We start from the raw sequence: 19,812 nt of genomic DNA on the forward strand, positions 1-19,812 counted from the left end.
GCGCTATCTTACACTGTAGCCGCCGGTGTCCGGCAAACCGCTGCAACTTTCCGCGCCCGCCGGCATCCACTGTTCAATGCCCATCAACTGACGAGGAAGCACCCATGGCCAGGAAAACCACCGTGCAAAGCGATGCCGAGCAAATCAAGGATCAGGCGTTCAGTGAATTGCAGGCGTTGATCGAAGAGTCGGAAAAACTGCTCAGCGACAGCGCTGCGCTGGTTGGCGAAGAAGCCGAAACCCTGCGAGCCCAGGTCGGGCTGAAACTGAAACAGGCCCGTGACGCGGTCACCGGCGTGCGCAGCAAGGCGCAGCCGGTGGTGGAGGCCACCCAGGACTACATCGGCGGCCATCCGTGGCAGACGGTGGCGATTTCGGCAGGCTTTGGCCTGGTAGTCGGTCTGCTGCTGGGGCGCAGGCCATAAAAGCATCGCAGGTCCTGCTCGCTCCTGTAGGAGCAGGCAGGACCTGCGATGAACTCAACGCAAACTCAACGGCTGCACCAGCCCACAGGCAATTGCCATCCCCACCAGCGCCGGCAAGTGCTCAGCCTGCATGCGCTTCATGACCCGCGAACGATACAGGTCGACGGTCTTCACGCTGACCTCCAGTTGCTCGGCAATTTCCCGATTGGTATACCCCCGCACCAACGGCAGGAACACATCGCGCTCCCGCGGCGTGAGGCTGTCAATGCGCGCCTGCACCGTTTCCAGCGGCCCGGCATGACGCGCCTGGCCGAGAGCGGCCTGAACGCTGTCGAGCAGTAGCTGGTCGTTGTAGGGCTTCTCGATGAAATCGCAGGCGCCAGCCTTGAAGGCGCGCACCACGATCGGTACATCAGCGTGGCCACTGACGAAAATCACTGGCAAATCGATACCGCGCGCGCGCAACGCTTCCTGCACGCTCAAACCGCCCATGCCCGGCATGCGAACATCCAGCAGCACGCACGCCGGCCGATGGCCGTCGCAGGCGTCCAGAAACGCCTGGCCACTGGTGAACGGCAGCGCCTGCAAGCCCACCGACTCGAGCAACCACAGGGTCGAATCGAGCATGCCCTGGTCATCGTCGACCACATACACCCGCGGTTCCTGCATATCACTCCCCACTGTTGGCCACCGGCGCCAGCCGGCAACACAAGATCAATCCGCCCGTCTCGCCAGGCTGGGCCTGCAAGGTGCCGCCAAAGCCTTCGATGATACTGCGGCTCATGCTCAAACCCAGCCCCAGGCCGTCCGCCTTGCTGGTGTTGAACGGGGTAAAGATGCCATCCAGGCGCTCGGCTGCCACCCCAGGGCCCTGGTCGCTGACGCGGATCGTCAACCAACCGGCCTCAAGCTTGGCGCTGAGCAGGATACGCGAGGCCCGGCCGTTGTGCTGCTCGCGATTGGCGTCGATGGCGTTGCGCAACAGGTTGAGCAGCACCTGTTCGAGCAGTACCCGGTCGGCGTACACCGCTGGCAGCCCCGCAAGCACATGCTGTTCGATGCTTACCTGGTCGCGGCTGGCTTCCCAGTCGCACAGGCGCACCGCTTCGGCGACGACATCGGCAATCGCCAGGGCCTGCAGGCGCCGCGGCTCCTTGCGCAGGAAGGCACGCAAGCGCTTGATCACCTCGGCGGCATGGGTCGCCTGTTCGTTGATGCGCTGCAAGCCTTGGGCGACCCGTTGCGCCGCTTGCGGGTCGCGCTCTACAGCTTGCAGATAGCGCTGGCTGGCGCTGGCGTAATTGACCACCGCCGCCAGCGGCTGGTTGATTTCATGGGCAATTCCCGAGGCTAGCTCGCCCAGGGTGATCAGCCGGGCGCTGTGGGCCAGTTCGTCCTGGTGGCGGCGCTGCTGGCTTTCGCGCAGTTCACGCTCGGTCATATCGCGGGCCACCAGCGAGTAGTAGCGCTCGCCACCGGCAGCGCGATGGGCCAGCAGCACCAGCGATACCGGAAACGCCGCACCGCCCTGATGCGGCACCAGACGCGCCTCGGCCTGCCACACGCCCTGCTGCTCGGCGCGCTGCCAGCCTTCGCTGTGCAGGCGTTGCTGCAGCGCTGGGTCGAGCACGGCCTGCAAGCCGGGCAGTGGCTCGACCTCCTGCAGCCCCAAGGCCCGGCGCGCCGAACGGTTGAGGTAGCTGAGGCGGCCGTCGCGGTCGCTGAACAGCACCAGGTCAGTGTTGGCCTCAACCACTTCGGCCAGGCGCCGACGGTTTTCCTGGGCTTCGATGCGCACGCTGATGTCGCGCGAGACGCTGACAATCTCCACCACAGCACCGGTGTAGGTTTCGCGGATGGCGCGGCTGGCGATCTCGAACCACAGGTAGCGCCCGTCACGGTGGCGCACCCGGCAGGTCATGGTCTGGTAGCCGTCCTGCTCCAGCGCCTGGGACGCTTGCAACAGTGATTGCTGACGATCCTGCGGATGCAACAGCGACTGCACCGGCACCCCGCGCAGCTCCTCTGGCCAGTAGCCCAGCAAACGAAACGCGGCAGGCGACGCGTCGATGAAGCTGCCATCGGGCGTGTGCCGGGAAATCAGGTCGGTGGTGTTCTCGGTGATCAGCCGGTACAGGCGCCGGGCCTGGCTGGCGTCACGTTCGCCCTGGCGCTCCGCAGTGGCGTCGCGGCAACGCGCCAGCACTTGCTGGCTGGGGTCATCGGGGATGAAGGTCCAGAGCAGAATCTGCCCGGCCACCTGCGCCTCGACCTCGGCAATCGCCCGCCCCTGTTCCAGGCAGGCGCGCACCAGCGCCCGGTAGTTGCTCGGCAGCCAGTGCTCGGCGCCCCGCTGCGGCCAGGGCCCGAGCAAGGCCTGCAAGGCCGGATTGGTGGCCATCAGGCTGGCGGCGGCATCCAGCACCAGGCTGGGTTGCGGATCCTTGGCCAGCAGCAGGGAGAATGAAGTATCCAAAACGTTGTCTCAGGGCATTTATAGTATTTATACCATATTGCTATAGTCTATCTTCCAGTTACCATAGCCATTCGCGTAAAACTTGCGACAGCGGAAGGGCCTGCCCTTCACGACACCTGAACAGAGCTAACAATCAGCCATCGGGGGTTTCAGTTCGCCAATCGGCGGCGGCCTCCTGCACAGGACCACCTCATGTCGATTTTCTCCCAGGGCCTGGCGCCCGCCCCTGTCAATCATGTTGCCTTGAGCCCCTTGAGTTTCATCGAGCGTACCGCCGCCGTCTATGGCCAGTACCCGGCAGTGATCCATGGCGCCATCCGCCGTAACTGGCAGCAGACCTACGAACGTTCGCGCCGCCTGGCCAGCGCCCTGGCCGGGCGCGGTATCGGCCAGGGCGATACGGTGGCAGTGATGCTGCCGAATATTCCGGCCATGCTCGAAGCGCACTTTGGCGTGCCGATGATCGGCGCCGTGCTCAATGCCCTCAACGTGCGCCTGGATGCCGAGGCGATTGCCTTCATGCTCGAGCATGGCGAAGCCAAGGTGCTGATCACTGACCGCGAATTCCACAAGGTTATCGAAGCGGCCCTGGCGCTGATGAAATACCCGCCACTGGTGATCGATGTCGATGACCCGGAATACGGCGAAGGCCAGGCGGTCAGCGACCTCGACTATGAGGCATTTCTGGCCGAAGGCGACCCCGAGTTCGCCTGGCACTGGCCCGAAGACGAATGGCAGGCGATCTCGCTGAACTACACCTCCGGCACCACTGGCAACCCCAAGGGCGTGGTCTACCACCACCGCGGCGCCTACCTCAATGCCCTGGGCAACCAGATGACCTGGGCCATGGGCAACCACCCGGTGTACCTGTGGACGTTGCCGATGTTCCACTGTAACGGCTGGTGCTACCCCTGGACCGTCACCGCCCTGGCCGGCACCCATGTGTTCCTGCGCCGGGTCGACCCGCAGAAAATCCTAACCCTGATCCGCGAGCACCAGGTCAGCCACCTGTGCGGCGCGCCGATCGTGCTCAATGCGCTGATCAACATGCCCGAGTCGGCCAAGGCGGCAATCGATCACCCGGTCAATGCCATGGTCGCCGGCGCGGCGCCACCGGCCAAGGTCATCGGCGCGGTCGAAGAAATGGGCATCAAGGTCACCCATGTCTATGGCCTGACCGAGGTCTACGGCCCGGTGACCGTCTGTGCCTGGCACACCGAGTGGGATGAACAACCGCTGGCTGAACGGGCGCGGATCAAGTCCCGCCAGGGCGTGCGCTACCCGACCCTCGAAGGCCTGATGGTCGCCGACCCGCAAACCCTGGAGCCGGTGCAACGCGACGGCAACACCCTGGGCGAGATCTTCATGCGCGGCAACACGGTGATGAAGGGCTACCTGAAAAACCCCGAAGCCACCGCCGAAGCCTTCCGTGGTGGCTGGTTCCACACTGGCGACCTGGCCGTTTGGCATGCCGACGGCTACGTCGAGATCAAGGACCGGCTCAAGGACATCATCATTTCCGGTGGCGAGAACATCTCTACCATCGAAGTCGAAGACACTCTGTACAAGCACCCGGCAGTACTCGAAGCCGCCGTGGTCGCCCGCCCCGACGAGAAATGGGGCGAAACCCCCTGCGCCTACATCACCCTCAAGGCCGGCTGCGAGGCCACCCGCGAAGCCGAGATCATCGCCTTCTGCCGCGAGCACCTGGCCGGCTTCAAACTGCCGAAAACCGTGGTGTTCAGCGAGCTGCCGAAAACCTCCACCGGCAAGATCCAGAAGTACCTGCTGCGCGACTGGGCCAAGGCGCTCTGACCCCCTTTGACTGCGAGAACTGCCATGCCTGAATTCAATGCTCCCTTGCGCGACATGCGCTTTGTTCTTCATGAAGTGTTCCATGGCCCGGCCTTGTGGGCGCGCCTGCCGGCCCTGGCCGAACGGGTCGATGCCGACACCGCCGATGCCATCCTCGAAGAGGCGGCGAAAATCACCGGCCAGCTGATTGCCCCGCTCAACCGCAGCGGCGATGAACAGGGCGTGGCCATCGAGGACGGGAACGTGCGCACCCCGGACGGCTTTCGCCAAGCCTGGCAAACCTACCGCGACGGTGGCTGGGTAGGCCTGGCTGGCAACCCGGAATATGGCGGCCTGGGCATGCCGAAGATGCTCGCTGTGCAATTCGAAGAAATGCTCTATGCCGCCAACTGCAGCTTCAGCCTGTACTCGGCCCTGAGCGCCGGCTGCTGCCTGGCCATCGATGCCCACGCCACTGAAGCGCTCAAGGCCAACTACCTGCCAGCGCTATACAGCGGCCAGTGGGCCGGCACCATGTGCCTGACCGAGCCCCACGCTGGCACTGACCTGGGCATCATTCGCAGCAAGGCCGAGCCCCAGGCTGATGGCAGCTACAAGGTCAGCGGTACCAAGATCTTCATCACCGGCGGCGACCAGGACCTGACTGAAAACATCATCCACCTGGTGCTGGCCAAGCTGCCGGACGCACCGGCCGGGCCCAAGGGCATCTCGCTGTTCCTGGTGCCCAAGCGTCTGGTCAATGCCGACGGCAGCCTGGGCGCCAGCAACGCGGTGAGCTGCGGCTCGCTCGAACACAAGATGGGCATCAAGGCCTCGGCCACCTGCGTGATGAACTTCGACGGCGCCACCGGCTACCTGATCGGCGAACAGAACCGCGGCCTGGCGGCGATGTTCACGATGATGAACTACGAGCGCCTGTCGATTGGCATCCAGGGCATAGGTTGCGCCGAGGCCTCGTACCAGAACGCCGCCCGCTACGCCTGTGAGCGCCTGCAAAGCCGTGCGGCCACAGGTGCCCGGAACAAGCAGCAGATTGCCGACCCGATCATCGTCCACCCGGATGTGCGACGCATGTTGCTGACCATGCGCGCCCTCACCGAAGGCGGGCGCGCCTTCGCCACCTATGTCGGCCAGCAACTGGATATCGCCAAGTACGCCGAAGACGCCGATGAACGCGACGCGGCGCAACGCCAGGTGGCCCTGCTGACGCCGGTTGCCAAGGCGTTTTTCACCGACAACGGCCTGGAAAGCTGTGTACTCGGCCAGCAGGTGTTCGGCGGCCATGGCTACATTCGCGAATGGGGCCAGGAGCAACTGGTGCGCGATGTGCGTATCGCGCAGATCTACGAGGGCACCAACGGTATCCAGGCCCTGGATCTGCTCGGGCGCAAGGTGGTGGCCGATGGCGGCCAGGCGCTGGCGGCCTTTGCCATGCAGATTCGCCAGTTCAGCGAAAGTGAACCACCGTTCCGCCAGCCGCTGCTCAAGGCCCTGGGCGAACTCGAAGACCTCAGCCAGTGGTTGTGCGAGCAAGCGAGCCGCGATCCGAATGCCATCGGCGCGGCCTCTGTGGAGTACCTGCAACTGTTCGGCTACGTTACCTACGCCTACATGTGGTCGCGCATGGCCGCCGTCGCCCGCGATTCGCTGGTTCAGGACCCGGCGTTCTACGGTGCCAAGCTGGCCAGCGCCGGGTTCTTCTTCGAACGACTGCTGCCACGGACCCTGTCGCTTAACGCGAGCATTCGCGCCGGCAGTGCTTCATTGTTCGAACTGGACGCTGCGCAGTTCTGAACAGTCGCCTGCGCTGCCCGTCGGTAGCGCAGGCCTGCCTTTCGTCCGCAATTTTGTAAGCAATCATTGTCAGATCCGCGGTTTTACGGGGTTTTGGCGGTAAAAAATCTTACAACTGATAGTCATTCGCCATTATCTCGGTTCTCGCCCGCCTACCCTGCAAGGTAGAATGGACAAAACCGGGAGTTTCAATGAACCACACCAGTCTCAGCGCCGCCGAACACGATGCCATCACCGATGCCGCCGCGCAGTGGTGCCTTCGCCTGCAAGCTGAAGACTGCACCGCCGCCGAGCGGCGCGCGTTCGAGCAATGGCTGACAGCCAGTCCGCTTCACCTGCAGGAATACCAGGCGATGATGGAAATCTGGCAAACCGCCGACCACCTGCCGCGAACCTTCCCGGATAACGTCGTGCCCCTGCCTCAACGGCGCCGCAACACCTGGCAGCGTTTCGCCAGCGCCGCAGCCATCGCCTTGGTGGCCCTGCCAGCAGGCGCCTGGATCGGTTGGGAACAAGGCTGGCTACCCAATAGCTACCAGTCCCTGGAGACCGGCGAGCGGGTCAATCGCGTGGTGCTCAGTGATGGCAGCGCGGTCGAACTGAACCTCAATACCCAACTGCGCTTCACCAACTACAAGGATGAGCGCCGGGTCACCCTGATCAAGGGCGAGGCGTTCTTCAAGGTCAGCCACGACAGCCAGCACCCGTTCGTGGTGCACGCGGCCAACGGCTGGACGCGGGTCACCGGCACCCAGTTCAACGTGTGGAAATATGATGATCAGGTCAAGGTGACCCTGGTCGAAGGTTCGGTGCTGGTCAGCAGTGACGGCAACGCCAGCGACAGCAGCTATCGCCTCGGCCCGGGCATGCAGGCCAGCTACAAGGCCGGTGACTATGAACCGCACCTGGCCCAGACCGACAACCAGGACAACAGCCTGGCCTGGCGCACCGGCAAGCTGATCCTCGACAACCAGAGCCTGGCCCAGGCCCTGCCGATGATCAACCGTTACCTGGACAAACCGCTGCTGCTGGCCGATACCAGTACCGGTAGTATTCGCATCAGCGGCATCTACAACACCAGCGAGATCAAGCGCCTGGTCAGCACCCTGCCCAAGGTGCTGCCGGTGTACCTGACCCAGAACAAAAGCGGCAACATGGTGCTCAATCGCATCTCGCCCCCCCCCGCCAAAGGCTGAGCCTTGCGCTCAGCCCTCGCTCTGCCCTAGAGCATCATCGCCGCCAGCCAACCGAACGCCAGCAACGGCAGGTTGTAGTGGATGAAGGTCGGTACCACGGTGTCCCAGATATGGTGATGCTGACCGTCGACGTTCAAGCCCGAGGTCGGCCCCAGGGTCGAGTCCGACGCCGGTGAACCGGCATCGCCCAAGGCACCGGCAGTACCGACGATGCACACGGTCGCCACAGGATCGAAGCCCAGTTGCACGCACAGCGGCACGAAGATCGCCGCGAGGATCGGCACGGTGGAGAACGACGAGCCGATGCCCATGGTGACCAGCAGGCCCACCAGCAGCATCAGCAGCGCACCGACACCCTTGCTGTGGTTGATCCAGGCCGCCGAGGCCTCGACCAGGGTCTTCACCTCGCCAGTGGCTTTCATTACTTCAGCAAAGCCTGAAGCGGCAATCATGATGAAGCCGATCATGGCCATCATCTTCATGCCTTCGGTGAACAGATCGTCGGTGTCTTTCCAGCGCACGATGCCAGATACCGAGAAGATCAGAAAACCGGCCATGGCGCCGATGATCATCGAGTCCAGCCACAGCTGGATGATGAACGCCGCAGCAATGGCAAAACCGGCCACCAGCAAGGTCAGCGGGTTGTAGCTGACCGCCACCTGCTCGACCTGCTCGATTTTCTCAAGGTCATACACGCGCTTCTTGCGGTAGCTGATGAACACCGCCACCAGCAGGCCGAAGAGCATGCCCGCCGCCGGGATGGCCATGGCGTGGGTGACATTGACGCCACTGACATCTACACCGCTACGGCTGACACTGCCCAGCAGGATCTGGTTGAGGAAGATGTTGCCAAAGCCCACCGGCAGGAAGATGTACGGAGTGATCAGGCCGAAGGTCATCACGCAGGCCACCAGGCGCCGGTCGATCTGCAGCTTGGTCAGCACATACAGCAGCGGTGGCACCAGCAGCGGAATGAAGGCGATGTGGATCGGCAAAATATTCTGCGAAGAAATCGCCACCACCAGCAACAGGCCGATCAACAGCCATTTGACCTTGCCGCCGTTGCTGTGGCCCTGGCGATCGATCATGGCCAGGGCGCGATCGGCCAGGGCGTGGGCCATGCCGGACTTGGCAATGGCTACGGCGAAAGCGCCGAGCAAGGCGTAGGACAGCGCCACTGTGGCACCGCCACCTAGCCCGCCGTTGAAGGCCTTGAGCGTGCCTTCGATGCCCAGGCCACCCACCAGGCCACCGGCCAAGGCGCCGACGATCAGGGCAATCACCACATGCACGCGGGACAGGCTCAATATCAGCATGATGCCGACCGCGGCAATTACTGCATTCATTCTGTGACCTCTAGAAACCAGACGAAAAGCGACCGATCCGGCGACAGACTGCTCGGGAGCAGTGGCCGAACGACAGGTATTTTTATGGAGGGCGCACACTCTGAAGCAGACCCCCGCGCTTGTCAAAAAAACGGGCTCAAGCGCCTGCGACAATAAGTCGCTTCAGCGACCGAAAACGACGCATTTCAATTGAACGTTTGAATAAAGAAAACGGCATTGCGGCCGACATAGTCGGCAGCCTCAATCTTTCAGGATCAAAGGACTTCGCCATGTCGTTCAGACAACTTTCCATTCAGTGGAAGATCACCCTGCTGGCCGGCCTGTGCCTGGCCGGCATCGTCACCCTGCTGGTGGGACTCTCGCTGTACCGCATGGAGCACAGCACGCAACTGGTCAAGGCCAGCAGCATGCAGATGCTCACCGAAGCGGCCCAGGGGCGTATCGAATCCCAGGGCGAAGTCCAGGCGCTGAATATCCGTCGCCAGTTCATGGACGCCTACCAGTACGGCGCCGGCTTCTCGCGCCAGGTGCTGTTCCTTCGCGAGCAGGCCGAAAAACGCTTCCTCGATGCCTTCGACCTGCGCGAAGACATGACCCGCCAGGTGCGCGCCGCGCTGCAGGCCAACCCCGACCTGCTCGGCCTGTCGCTGGTGTTCGAACCCAACGCGCTGGACAACAAGGACGCGCTGTTCGTCGACCAGAAAGAACTGGGCAGCAACGAGAAAGGCCGCTTCGCCCTGTACTGGTCGCAACCGACCCCGGGCCAGCTGACCTCGATGGCGCTGCCCGAGCGTGACATGAACGACACCAGCATCGGTCCCAGCGGCGAGCCGGCCAACACCTGGTCGGTATGCCCGCGCACCACCGGCAAGGTCTGTGTGATCGAGCCCTACTTCTATGAGATCAACGGCCAGCAGGTGCTGATGACCAGCATCGTGTTCCCGCTGAAGGCGGCCGACAAGGTCATCGCCACCCTGTCCATCGACATCAACCTCAACAGCCTGCAGGCCATGAGCCAACAGGCCAGCCGCAATCTGTACCAGGGCCAGACCCAGGTCGGCATCCTCAGCCCCGTGGGCCTGCTGGCCGGTTACAGCCCGGATGCCAGCAAGCTGGCCCAGCGCTTTGACCAGGTCGACAGCGAAAAAGGCGCCGAACTGATCCGCCTGCTCGGCGACAGCACGCCGCTGCACAGCATCCACCACAACCAGCGCCTGAAAGTGCTGGCTTCGTTTGCGCCAATCCCCGGCGGCAAGTCCTGGGGCGTGCTGCTCGACGTGCCGGAAAGCGCCCTGACCGGCCCGGCCGAAGCCCTCAAGCAAGAGCTCGACCAGCGCAACACCAGCGGCACCCTGATGGAGTTGGGCCTGGGCCTGCTGGCCGCCATCGTCGGCTTGCTGCTGATCTGGCTGATGGCGCGCACCGTGACCCGGCCAATCCTTGGCGTGGCGGCGATGCTCAAGGACATCGCCAGCGGCGAAGGCGACCTGACCCGGCGCCTGACCTACGACAAGCGCGACGAGCTGGGCGAACTGGCCGGCTGGTTCAACCGCTTCCTCGACAAGTTGCAACCGACTATTGCCGAGGTCAAACGCTCGGTCCAGGCCGCCCGCGATACCGCCGACCAGTCTTCGGCCATCGCCACCCAGACCAGCGCCGGCATGGAGCAGCAATACCGCCAGGTCGACCAGGTAGCTACTGCCTCCCATGAAATGAGCGCCACCGCCCAGGACGTCGCCCGCAGCGCCGCACAAGCCGCCCAGGCTGCCCGCGACGCCGACCAGGCCACCCGCCAGGGCCTGGCGGTTATCGACCGCACCACCAGCAGCATCGATACCCTGGCTGCCGACATGAGCACCGCCATGGGCCAGGTCGAAGGCCTGGCCGAGAATAGCGAGAAGATCGGTTCGGTGCTGGAAGTGATCCGCTCGATCGCCGAGCAGACCAACCTGCTGGCCCTCAACGCCGCCATCGAAGCTGCCCGTGCCGGTGAAGCCGGTCGTGGCTTTGCCGTGGTCGCCGACGAGGTCCGCAACCTCGCCCGCCGCACCCAAGAATCGGTGGAAGAAACCCGCCAGGTCATCGAAGAGCTGCAGGCCGGCACCCGCGAAGTGGTCGGTGCCATGGACAGCAGCCATCGCCAGGCCCAGGGCAGCGTCGAGCAGGTCGGCCAGGCGGTCACCGCCCTGCAGCAGATCGGCAATGCGGTCACGGTGATCAGCGACATGAACCTGCAGATCGCCAGCGCCGCTGAAGAGCAGAGCGCGGTGGCCGAAGAGATCAACAGCAACGTGGCGACCATTCGTGACGTCACCGAATCTCTGTCGGAACAGGCCAACGAATCGGCGCGGGTCAGCCAGTCGCTCAACAGCCTGGCCAACCAGCAGCAGGGGCTGATGGATCAGTTCCGGGTGTAACAGCTCGCGGGGCAAGCCAGTTCCTACTCATCTGTAGGAGCGGGCTTGCCCCGCGATCGGTCTACTACACTTGCCAGACTCCCTACCCTGCGAGCGAGGCACAATGAAGCCGATCACCACTTTGCTGACCAGCGCCCTCCTGGCGCTGGGCCTGGTCACCTCAAGCTACGCCGCCGATAAATCCACGCCCATCCACTTCGGTGACATCACCTGGGAAAGCGGCAGCCTCACCACCGAAATCCTGCGGCTGATCGTCGAGAAAGGCTACGGCTACCCCACCGATACTCTGCCCGGCAGCACCGTGAGCATGGAAGTGGCGCTGGCGCGCAACGACATCCAGGTCATCGGTGAGGAATGGGCCGGCCGCAGCCCGGCCTGGATCAAGGCCGAACACGCCGGCCAGGTGTTCAGCATCGGCGACACGGTGAAGAACGCCGATGAGGGCTGGTATGTGCCGGCCTACGTGATCAAGGAGCTGGCGCCCACGCTGCGCTCGGTGACGGACCTCAAGCAGTACAAGGCCGTATTCGCAGACCCCGAATCGCCCGATAAGGGCCGCTTCCTCAACAGCCCCAGCGGCTGGACCTCCGAGACGGTCAACAGCCAGAAGCTCAAGGCCTATGGGCTGGACCAGGACTACGTGAACTTTCGCAGCGGCTCGGGCGCAGCGCTCGATGCCGAAATAACCTCGGCGATCCGCCGCGGCAAACCGGTGCTGTTCTACTACTGGAGCCCTACCCCGTTGATGGGCCGCTACGATCTGGTGCGCCTGGAAGAACCACCTTTCAATGCCGACGCCTGGAATACCCTGACCGACGCCAATCACCCGAACCCGCAAGGCACGCGCTCGTTGCCGGCGAAATTGTCCATCGGTGTTTCGGCGCCGTTCAAAACCGATTATCCCGAACTGGTCGAGTTCTTCGCCAAGGTCGATCTGCCCATCGATACCTTGAACAAGACCCTGGCGCAGATGAGTGAACAGCGCGAATCGCCCAAGGATGCGGCGCTCAGGTTCATGCGCGCTAACCCGGACATCTGGAAAGCCTGGCTACCGGCCGAAGTGGCGAGCAAGGTCGAGGCCAGCCTGTGAGTGGAGGCTTTCCTGAAGCGCTGCATTACTCCTTTGCCGATGCCGTTAACCGCTTCGTCGATTGGCTGGTACTGGCTTACGGCGATCAATTGCGCAATGTTTCCGATGGTTTGCTGCAAGTGCTGGTCGGCCTGGAAAACCTGCTGCGCCTGACGCCCTGGTGGCTGTTGCTGGTGATCGTCGCGCTGATGACCTGGCACGCCAGCCGCAGCATCACCCGCGCCCTGGTGCTCAGCGCCTTGTTGTTTCTGATCGGCGTGGTCGGCCTGTGGGACAAGCTCCTGCAAACCTGCGCACTGGTGCTGGTGAGCACCGGCCTGTGCGTGCTGATCGGTATCCCGCTCGGCATTTTGCTGGCCAGCCGGCCCTTGGCGCGCAAACTGCTGATGCCGGTGCTCGACGTCATGCAAACGCTGCCCAGCTTCGTCTACCTGATCCCGGTGCTGATGCTGTTCGGCCTGGGCAAGGTACCGGCGATCTTCGCCACCCTGATATACGCCCTGCCGCCGTTGATCCGCCTGACCGAACTGGGCCTGAGCCAGATCGACCCGAGACTGACCCAGGCGGCCCACGGCCTGGGTGCCAGTCGCTGGCAGCGGCTGCGGCGGGTGCAACTGCCACTGGCGATGCCGAGCATCATGGCCGGGCTCAACCAGTCGGTGATGATGGCGCTGTCGATGGTGGTGGTCGCCTCGATGATTGGCGCGCGCGGGTTGGGGGAAGATGTGCTGGCGGGTATTCAGACGCTCAATGTTGGCAAAGGGGTGGAGGCCGGGTTGGCGATTGTGGCGCTGGCGATGGTGATTGACAGGATTAGTCAGGCGTATGGGCAGGTGCGAAGGACGTAATGGCAAATCAGAATCAAATCAATATGGACATATTTACAGCCTATTAGTAGCATTATCCTGAAATAGAGCCATAAGACTCTTCTTTTAGGAACGGAAACCTGCGAGCGTTTAAAAAGTGAATTATATTGAAAGATACAAAGAACTTCGCCCCACGCTGGATACATTGGGGACTCGACTTCAAACCTTGCTAAGAGATATTGCAAGATCGGTAAATATTGATATTCACACAATAGAATCAAGATCTAAAACAGTAGAAAGCTTTTCCGAAAAAATCAGTCGCCCAGGGAAATCTTACAACAACCCACTGGAAGACATAACTGACCTATGTGGCTTACGCGTAATACTCTACTATCAAGAAGACGTAGAACGCCTATCGAAAGCAATCAGAAATGAGTTTACAGTCGACGATAAAAAATCAACTGACAAACGAAGCGAGCTAAAAAACGACCAGTTTGGATACATTTCCGTCCATCTGATTTGCCGAGTCAGTGAAAAGCGCATCGATCTCCTAGAATGGCAATCGTACGCGAACTTCAATTTTGAAATTCAAATCCGCACAGTTCTTCAGCATGCATGGGCATCTATTTCACACGCACTTCAATACAAAAGCAGTGCAGACATCCCAAGCCAATTTTCACGCCAACTGAGCAGATTATCTGGGCTTCTGGAGTTATCGGATGAGCAATTTTCTGATCTACGAAAGAAAACTGCAAACCTGCATTCTAAAGTATCCAAAGAACTAGCTAACAGCAACCTCGATGTTGCAATCAATTCTGTTGCCCTTCAACAGTACCTAGAGTCATCTGAAGTCTTCAGCAAACTTAGCCGTACAGTTTCAATGGCGGGATTCAAAAACTACAGCTCAAGTGAAATCCATCAGATAAGCGAAATCTGTGCTGGCTTTCGTATAAGCACACTAGATGATCTTAATGAACTACTTCTTGAATTTTCAAAAAATGCGAAGAACTTCTTTAAAAACCTAGCAGCGAACGTAACGAGTGACGGTACCGAATTAAGACGTGTAACAGGTGGAAACAGCCACTGGTGCTCGGTAATGGTAGTAGCGATGCTTCATGATCGCCAAGAGTATGGCTTTATCTTAGAAAACGAAATATGGGGACAGAATTACCTTGAAGACGTATTGGCTGCAGCTCGTCAAACGCTGGCAGCCAAACCTGCCCCACACCATAATTAATTACTAATAGCCACTGCTTGAATTCCACCCGAGATCCCGCTACGCTCCCTCCGCCGCTGCAAATTCAGCGGTCGGGTCTGCAAGCCCGTCAAGCAAAAGGCGCATAGCGCCACCCTTCAAATCATTGGCGCTGACGCGCTTGTGATTCGATCTATGGTGGCTGCGTGTGGGAGGCCTTCGGGCCTGCCGGGTTCCTTTTGCCCCGGCCTTGCAGGCCCGCACGCAGCTGCCACCCAATCAACTGCAAGTGATGGTTGGCGGTTCCACTGCAAAAGGAGTCGCGTCATGATCAAGATCGTTCCGGATCCCCCGCCAGCCGGCGCTCCAGCAAAAACTACCTGCACCCTCTTCGGCTCCTGCGACGGTAGCCATGATCCGTTGTTCGCCGTGCGTGCAGGTGTCGATATCGAAGATGCGCTAGTGCACATTTCGGTTCTGCAACGCTGTGCCTTTGTCACCAATGCCCAAGCACTGGAGAAAGCAGACGCTGACTTACGCGAGCTGCTGTGGGCGACGCAACATTCACTGGAAATGGCAAAGGCATTGACCGAAGCGGTACTTGACGGCCTGGAAGACCATTCAATGGCGCAAAGGAAGGGATCTTCGTAACTTGAGGACGGGCACTGGCTTCAGCCAGTGCCCGTCGGAGTTTTGAGATAACCTTAGCGATTCATCATGAGAACTCATCGCGGGGCAAGCCCGCTCCCACATGACCCGCGATGCTATCTGACCCTGCGCGGCAGCTCGATGCTGACCCGCAAGCCACCCAGCGGGCTCTCAAGCAAACGCATCTGCCCGCCCCAGGCCTCGACAATATCGCGCACGATGCCCAGGCCCAGGCCGTGGCCATCGACCTGCTCGTCAAGGCGGGTACCGCGCTCAAGCACTTGTTCACGAGCCGTCTGCGGAATGCCGGGGCCGTCATCGTCGATCCACAGGCAGTAGCGTTGCGGCTGTTCTTCGATGCTCAACTGCACCACGCTGTCCGCCCATTTGCAGGCGTTGTCCAGCAGGTTGCCCAGCAGTTCGAGCAGGTCTTCGCGGTCCCAGGGCAGGAGCAAACCCGGTGGCACCTGCTTGCTCAGCTCCAGGCCTTCGCCATGGATCATGCCCAGGGTCGTGAGCAGCCCGGGCAGCTCGGCATCGCAATCAAACTGCGCGCCCGGTAGTGCATCGCCGGCCAGGCGCGCGCGATTGAGCTCACGGCTCAGGCGCTGCTGGATCTGCTCAAGTTGGTCGCGCAACTGGGCACGAACTTGCGGCAGGTCCTTGAGGCGTTCGCTGGAAGCCAGGCTGAGCAGCACCGCCAGAGGTGTCTTCAGCGCATGACCGAGGTTGCCCAGGGCATTGCGGGAGCGGCGCAGGCTGTCTTCGGTGTGGGCCAGCAAGTGGTTGATCTGCGCGACCAGGGGCTCGAGCTCGGTAGGCACCTGGGTATCGAGCTGCGAACGCTGACCTTGCTGCAACTGGGCGATCTGTTCACGGGCACGCTCCAGTGGCCGCAACGAGCGGGTCACGGTGATGCGTTGCAGCACCAGGATCAGTAACAGCGCGACCAACCCCAAGCCCAGGCCGATCTGCTGCATACGCCTGAAGCCATCGCGCACCGGGGTGTAGTCCTGGGCGACGCTGATGGAAATCGCCTGGCCCAGGCGCCGGTAATCGGCGCGCAGTACCAGCAACTGCTGGCCTTCCGGCCCCAGCTCCAAGCCTGCGTGCAGCCCCGGGGTTTGCGGTGCCGGCATGTCCATGTCCCACAACGAACGTGAACGCCAGTTGCCACCGTCAAAATCGATGCGAAAGTAATAGCCGGAAAACGGTCGCTTGTAGGCCGAGGATATCCGTCGCTCGTCCAGCTCAAGGCCGGTCTGGCCGCGCACAAGGGCCACCAGCAGGTTTTCGCTTTCCTTGCGCAGGCCGGTTTCCAGGTAGCGTTGCAGGCCGGCTTCGAACAGCCACAGGCTGATCTGCGCCAGTGCCAGCCCGACCAGCACCAGTACCGCAATCAGGCCAAGGCTCAGGCGTGCCTGAATCGACTTCACTCGCTGCTCCCGGCATAGCGATAACCCTGGCCACGGCGGGTTTCAATCACGCTGCGGCCGAGCTTGCGGCGCAGGTGATTGACGTGCACCTCGAGGACGTTGGAATCGCGCTCGGTTTCACCGTCGTAGAGGTGTTCGGCCAGGTGGCTTTTCGACAGGATCTGTTGCGGGTGGAGCATGAAGTAACGCAGCAGGCGAAACTCGGCAGCGGTGAGCTGGATGTCGACACCGGCGCGGGTCACACACTGGCGGCCTTCGTCCAGCTGCAGGCCGGCGGCTTCCAGGGTCGGCTGGTTGGCCAGGCCACGGGCACGACGCAGCAGCGACTGGATGCGCAGTTGAAGTTCTTCCGGGTGAAACGGCTTGCTCAGGTAGTCATCGGCGCCGGCTTTGAGGCCCTCGATACGCTCGGCCCAAGAGCCACGCGCGGTGAGGATCAGCACCGGTGTCACCAGCCCCGATGCCCGCCATTGGGCCAGCACCTCGAGGCCCGGCAAGCCGGGCAAGCCAAGGTCGAGAATGATCAGGTCATAGGGTTCGCTGCTGCCCTGGTAGACCGCATCCCTGCCGTCGGCCAGCCAGTCGACCGCATAACCCTGGCGTTGCAGGCTCTGGGTCAGTTCATCAGCCAGCGGCACGTTGTCCTCGACCAGTAACAGGCGCATCAATCATCTTCCTCGTCTTTGAGCAGTGCTCCATTGGTAGCGTCGAGCTTGATCTCGCGCACCACGCCTTCGGGGGTCAGCAATTCGACCTCATACTGGTACCTGTCGTGTTTCTCTTCCAGCTCCGCTTCCAGCAGTTTCGCCCCGGGGTAACGCCCCAGGGCGGACTGCAGAAGTTGCTCAAGCGGCTGGATCACGCCCTGCTTTCGCAATAGCAGGGCTTCATCCTGATCGAGGTCGCGGGCCGAAGCCAGCGAGCAGAGGGCCAACAGCGCAATGAGAACGGTCTGGGCTGTTCGCATGCAAGGGCTCATCAGCTGTCCTGGGCGTCCTTGAGGACTTCACCGGTCTTGGCATCAAGATCAACGTCCCATTCGACGTTCTGGGTGTCACGCAGCTCGACCTTGTAGACATAGCGGCCGTAGACGTCCTCCAGCTCGGAATCCTTGATGGTAGCGCCTGGGTGCTTGGCCAGCGCCTTGGCGTTCAAGTCGTCCAGGGACATGATGGTCTTGGCCTGAACCAGCTTGACCACTTCATTGGTCGGAATGTCTTTAGCCAGCGCAACGTTGGCGCTCAGGGCGAGGGCAGCAGTGGCGAACAGGGCAGTCAAAGTTTTCATGGTGTCTCTCCGTTGAGATCAAAAATGTTTCTACGGGGCCTAGAGTACCCAACCGAACTTAATTGAAGCTGAAAACAACTGGCGACATGATAGCGCAGCCCAGCCCCACATCTGGACGCTGTTCTTTATAATTGCGGCTCAACACAGCGAGGCCCGTATGAGCGCAATCCATATCAAGTACCCGGCCCTGACCCTCAAGGCTGGTAGCCGTGCCCTGCAGCGTATTGGTGAGCGAGGCTTGCAGGCAGCGGATGTGGGCGTGCTGCCGGGCGCTGCGGGCGGCCCCAAGGCCCTCGGCATTCAAGGGCTGGACCTGGCGCTGTTCGGCCAGTGGCTCCCCAGCGCACCGCGAGAACGCTCACTGATCGGCGCCTCGATCGGTTCCTGGCGCTTCGCCAGTGCCTGCCTGCCCAACCCGGCCCAGGCCCTGCAGCGATTGGGACAGCTTTACACCGAACAGGACTTTGCCAAGGGCGTGACTCAGGCCGAAGTCAGCCGCAGCTGCGCGCGCATGCTCGATGAATTGCTCGAAGGACGCGACGCGCAGATCCTCGAAAGTGCTGACTATCGCCTGAACATCATGGTGGTGAAGAGCCATGGATTGCTTGCTCACGATCATCGCGGGCGCTTGGGCATGGGCCTGTCGTCTGTGATCGCCGACAACCTGATCGGCCGCCCGCGCCTGTCCCGTCACTTCGAGCGGATCATTCTTCACGATGCCCGTAGCGCTCCGCCACTGCAGCCATTGACTGACTTCCCGTCGCGCTGTCTGCACCTGGACGTTGCCAATTTGCGCCACGCCCTGCTGGCTTCCGGGTCGATCCCCATGGTCATGGAAGGTGTGCGCGATATTCCGGGCGTGGGTCAGGGAACCTATCGGGATGGCGGTTTGCTGGACTATCACCTGGACCTGCCCTACGCCGGCGATGACCTGGTGCTCTACCCGCACTTCACCGACAAGGTCATCCCCGGCTGGTTCGACAAAGCCCTGCCCTGGCGCCGTGGCGATGTTGATCGGCTGCGCAACGTGCTGCTGCTTGCACCCTCGCCGCAGTATCTGGCCAGCTTGCCCTTCGGCAAGTTGCCGGATCGTAGCGACTTCAAGCGCTTCATGGGCGATGCTGGCAGCCGTCAGCGTTATTGGCACAAGGCAATGGCCGAAAGCCAGCGCCTGGGCGATGAGCTGCTCGAGCTGATAGAAACCGGCAAGCTGCACGCGCATCTGCAACCACTGAAGTGACCATGCTGGTAAACTGGCCGCCAGCATTGGTTTACAGAGTCAAGACATCGTGGAAATCTTTAAAGAGTTTACGTTCGAATCGGCCCACCGCCTGCCCCACGTGCCTGAAGGGCACAAGTGCGGTCGCCTGCACGGCCATTCGTTCAAGGTTGCCCTGCACCTGACTGGCCCGCTCGATCCACATACGGGCTGGATCCGCGACTTCTCCGAGATCAAGGCGATCTTCAAGCCGCTGTACGAGCAACTGGACCACAACTACCTGAACGACATCCCTGGCCTGGAGAACCCGACCAGCGAAGTGATCGCCAAGTGGATCTGGGACCAGGTCAAGCCGCTGTTGCCTGAGCTTTCCAAGGTGCGCATTCATGAGACCTGCACCAGTGGTTGCGAGTATTACGGCGACTGAGTCGGTACTGGATATGAAGAGACCACCCTGCGGGGTGGTTTTTTTTCGGCTGGTTTTCACTCATGTAGGAGCGGCGGTGCGACGCTCCCACAGAAGTCACAGCTCAGGATGCCAGAAAGACAAAACCCCTACCTGCATATGCAGATAGGGGTTTCGGAATTTAATCTTGACGATGACCTACTCTCACATGGGGAAACCCCACACTACCATCGGCGATGCATCGTTTCACTGCTGA

The 19,812-nt window shown here is 61.6% G+C and carries 18 protein-coding genes and 1 pseudogene; 12 read left to right on the forward strand and 7 right to left on the reverse strand.

The window, feature by feature from the left end:
* Positions 1-104: 104 nt before the first annotated feature.
* The gene (locus ABIE20_RS11765) at positions 105-425 is read left to right on the forward strand and encodes a DUF883 family protein (RefSeq protein WP_429505243.1); all 321 of its coding nucleotides are present in this window, start codon (positions 105-107) and stop codon (positions 423-425) included.
* 54 nt (positions 426-479) lie between these two features.
* Here ABIE20_RS11765 and ABIE20_RS11770 read toward each other — a convergent pair whose 3' ends face one another.
* Both ABIE20_RS11770 and ABIE20_RS11775 read right to left on the reverse strand, forming a co-directional pair.
* The gene (locus tag ABIE20_RS11770; protein ID WP_429505244.1) at positions 480-1,094 is read right to left on the reverse strand and encodes a response regulator transcription factor; all 615 of its coding nucleotides are present in this window, start codon (positions 1,092-1,094) and stop codon (positions 480-482) included.
* 1 nt (position 1,095) lies between these two features.
* Positions 1,096-2,901: a PAS domain-containing sensor histidine kinase gene (locus ABIE20_RS11775; protein WP_429505245.1), complete on the reverse strand. Its 1,806-nt coding sequence runs from the start codon at positions 2,899-2,901 to the stop codon at positions 1,096-1,098.
* Between the two features lie 192 nt (positions 2,902-3,093).
* On the opposite strand from ABIE20_RS11775, the gene ABIE20_RS11780 reads away from it, so the two are divergent.
* The 3 genes from ABIE20_RS11780 to ABIE20_RS11790 all read left to right on the forward strand — a co-directional run bounded on the left by ABIE20_RS11780 (position 3,094) and on the right by ABIE20_RS11790 (position 7,706).
* On the forward strand, positions 3,094-4,716 hold the full coding sequence (locus ABIE20_RS11780) for an acyl-CoA synthetase (RefSeq protein WP_429505246.1): 1,623 nt from the start codon (positions 3,094-3,096) through the stop codon (positions 4,714-4,716).
* Positions 4,717-4,740: 24 nt separating this feature from the next.
* Complete coding sequence (locus ABIE20_RS11785) at positions 4,741-6,510, forward strand: acyl-CoA dehydrogenase C-terminal domain-containing protein (protein ID WP_429505247.1); 1,770 nt, start codon at positions 4,741-4,743, stop codon at positions 6,508-6,510.
* A gap of 191 nt (positions 6,511-6,701) precedes the next feature.
* Positions 6,702-7,706, forward strand: coding sequence for a FecR family protein (locus tag ABIE20_RS11790; protein ID WP_429505248.1), 1,005 nt, complete (start codon positions 6,702-6,704; stop codon positions 7,704-7,706).
* A gap of 26 nt (positions 7,707-7,732) precedes the next feature.
* Here the strand turns inward: ABIE20_RS11790 and ABIE20_RS11795 are convergent, their stop codons facing one another.
* Complete coding sequence (locus ABIE20_RS11795; RefSeq protein WP_429505249.1) at positions 7,733-9,052, reverse strand: Na+/H+ antiporter family protein; 1,320 nt, start codon at positions 9,050-9,052, stop codon at positions 7,733-7,735.
* A gap of 590 nt (positions 9,053-9,642) precedes the next feature.
* On the opposite strand from ABIE20_RS11795, the pseudogene ABIE20_RS11800 reads away from it, so the two are divergent.
* From ABIE20_RS11800 to ABIE20_RS11825, 6 genes and pseudogenes are all read left to right on the forward strand, one after another.
* A pseudogene (locus ABIE20_RS11800) lies at positions 9,643-10,611 on the forward strand (HAMP domain-containing protein); the annotation flags it as partial.
* 102 nt (positions 10,612-10,713) lie between these two features.
* On the forward strand, positions 10,714-11,469 hold the full coding sequence (locus tag ABIE20_RS11805; RefSeq protein ID WP_374045273.1) for a methyl-accepting chemotaxis protein: 756 nt from the start codon (positions 10,714-10,716) through the stop codon (positions 11,467-11,469).
* 103 nt (positions 11,470-11,572) lie between these two features.
* Positions 11,573-12,559, forward strand: coding sequence for an ABC transporter substrate-binding protein (locus tag ABIE20_RS11810; protein WP_429505250.1), 987 nt, complete (start codon positions 11,573-11,575; stop codon positions 12,557-12,559).
* Complete coding sequence (locus ABIE20_RS11815) at positions 12,556-13,407, forward strand: ABC transporter permease (protein ID WP_429505251.1); 852 nt, start codon at positions 12,556-12,558, stop codon at positions 13,405-13,407. The genes ABIE20_RS11810 and ABIE20_RS11815 overlap by 4 nt, the downstream gene beginning before the upstream one ends.
* A gap of 115 nt (positions 13,408-13,522) precedes the next feature.
* Positions 13,523-14,602, forward strand: a complete 1,080-nt coding sequence (locus tag ABIE20_RS11820; protein WP_429505252.1) for a GTP pyrophosphokinase — start codon at positions 13,523-13,525, stop codon at positions 14,600-14,602.
* Positions 14,603-14,887: 285 nt separating this feature from the next.
* Positions 14,888-15,211: a DUF3077 domain-containing protein gene (locus ABIE20_RS11825; RefSeq protein ID WP_429505253.1), complete on the forward strand. Its 324-nt coding sequence runs from the start codon at positions 14,888-14,890 to the stop codon at positions 15,209-15,211.
* 113 nt (positions 15,212-15,324) lie between these two features.
* Here ABIE20_RS11825 and ABIE20_RS11830 read toward each other — a convergent pair whose 3' ends face one another.
* From ABIE20_RS11830 to ABIE20_RS11845, 4 genes are read right to left on the reverse strand one after another with little or no spacing between them, the layout of a single operon-like run.
* A complete protein-coding gene (locus ABIE20_RS11830) occupies positions 15,325-16,644 on the reverse strand; it encodes a sensor histidine kinase (RefSeq protein ID WP_429505254.1) in 1,320 nt (439 codons plus the stop codon).
* The gene (locus ABIE20_RS11835) at positions 16,641-17,309 is read right to left on the reverse strand and encodes a response regulator transcription factor (RefSeq protein ID WP_429505255.1); all 669 of its coding nucleotides are present in this window, start codon (positions 17,307-17,309) and stop codon (positions 16,641-16,643) included. The genes ABIE20_RS11830 and ABIE20_RS11835 overlap by 4 nt, the downstream gene beginning before the upstream one ends.
* Positions 17,309-17,611, reverse strand: coding sequence for a PepSY domain-containing protein (locus tag ABIE20_RS11840; protein ID WP_429505256.1), 303 nt, complete (start codon positions 17,609-17,611; stop codon positions 17,309-17,311). Before ABIE20_RS11840 ends, ABIE20_RS11835 begins: the two co-directional genes overlap by 1 nt.
* Positions 17,612-17,622: 11 nt before the next feature.
* The gene (locus ABIE20_RS11845; protein WP_429505257.1) at positions 17,623-17,931 is read right to left on the reverse strand and encodes a PepSY domain-containing protein; all 309 of its coding nucleotides are present in this window, start codon (positions 17,929-17,931) and stop codon (positions 17,623-17,625) included.
* 157 nt (positions 17,932-18,088) lie between these two features.
* Here ABIE20_RS11845 and ABIE20_RS11850 point away from each other — a divergent pair, with 157 nt between their 5' ends.
* On the forward strand, positions 18,089-19,171 hold the full coding sequence (locus tag ABIE20_RS11850) for a patatin-like phospholipase family protein (protein ID WP_429505258.1): 1,083 nt from the start codon (positions 18,089-18,091) through the stop codon (positions 19,169-19,171).
* Between the two features lie 49 nt (positions 19,172-19,220).
* Positions 19,221-19,577, forward strand: a complete 357-nt coding sequence (queD, locus tag ABIE20_RS11855; RefSeq protein ID WP_010226613.1) for a 6-carboxytetrahydropterin synthase QueD — start codon at positions 19,221-19,223, stop codon at positions 19,575-19,577.
* Positions 19,578-19,812 lie beyond the last annotated feature (235 nt).

The sequence above is a fragment of the Pseudomonas sp. 2835 genome, from assembly GCF_050435905.1.
Lineage (GTDB): Bacteria > Pseudomonadota > Gammaproteobacteria > Pseudomonadales > Pseudomonadaceae > Aquipseudomonas.

What these genes read in the sequence shown, in the direction of transcription:
- ABIE20_RS11765 (WP_429505243.1), top strand. Translation starts at nt 105, where the DNA reads ATGGCCAGGAAAACCACCGTGCAAAGCGATGCCGAGCAAATCAAGGAT.
- ABIE20_RS11810 (WP_429505250.1), top strand. Translation starts at nt 11,573, where the DNA reads ATGAAGCCGATCACCACTTTGCTGACCAGCGCCCTCCTGGCGCTGGGC.
- ABIE20_RS11790 (WP_429505248.1), top strand. Translation starts at nt 6,702, where the DNA reads ATGAACCACACCAGTCTCAGCGCCGCCGAACACGATGCCATCACCGAT.
- ABIE20_RS11835 (WP_429505255.1), bottom strand. Translation starts at nt 17,309, where the DNA reads ATGCGCCTGTTACTGGTCGAGGACAACGTGCCGCTGGCTGATGAACTG.
- ABIE20_RS11780 (WP_429505246.1), top strand. Translation starts at nt 3,094, where the DNA reads ATGTCGATTTTCTCCCAGGGCCTGGCGCCCGCCCCTGTCAATCATGTT.
- ABIE20_RS11785 (WP_429505247.1), top strand. Translation starts at nt 4,741, where the DNA reads ATGCCTGAATTCAATGCTCCCTTGCGCGACATGCGCTTTGTTCTTCAT.
- ABIE20_RS11845 (WP_429505257.1), bottom strand. Translation starts at nt 17,931, where the DNA reads ATGAAAACTTTGACTGCCCTGTTCGCCACTGCTGCCCTCGCCCTGAGC.
- ABIE20_RS11805 (WP_374045273.1), top strand. Translation starts at nt 10,714, where the DNA reads ATGGAGCAGCAATACCGCCAGGTCGACCAGGTAGCTACTGCCTCCCAT.
- ABIE20_RS11795 (WP_429505249.1), bottom strand. Translation starts at nt 9,052, where the DNA reads ATGAATGCAGTAATTGCCGCGGTCGGCATCATGCTGATATTGAGCCTG.
- ABIE20_RS11770 (WP_429505244.1), bottom strand. Translation starts at nt 1,094, where the DNA reads ATGCAGGAACCGCGGGTGTATGTGGTCGACGATGACCAGGGCATGCTC.
- ABIE20_RS11825 (WP_429505253.1), top strand. Translation starts at nt 14,888, where the DNA reads ATGATCAAGATCGTTCCGGATCCCCCGCCAGCCGGCGCTCCAGCAAAA.
- ABIE20_RS11850 (WP_429505258.1), top strand. Translation starts at nt 18,089, where the DNA reads ATGAGCGCAATCCATATCAAGTACCCGGCCCTGACCCTCAAGGCTGGT.
- ABIE20_RS11840 (WP_429505256.1), bottom strand. Translation starts at nt 17,611, where the DNA reads ATGCGAACAGCCCAGACCGTTCTCATTGCGCTGTTGGCCCTCTGCTCG.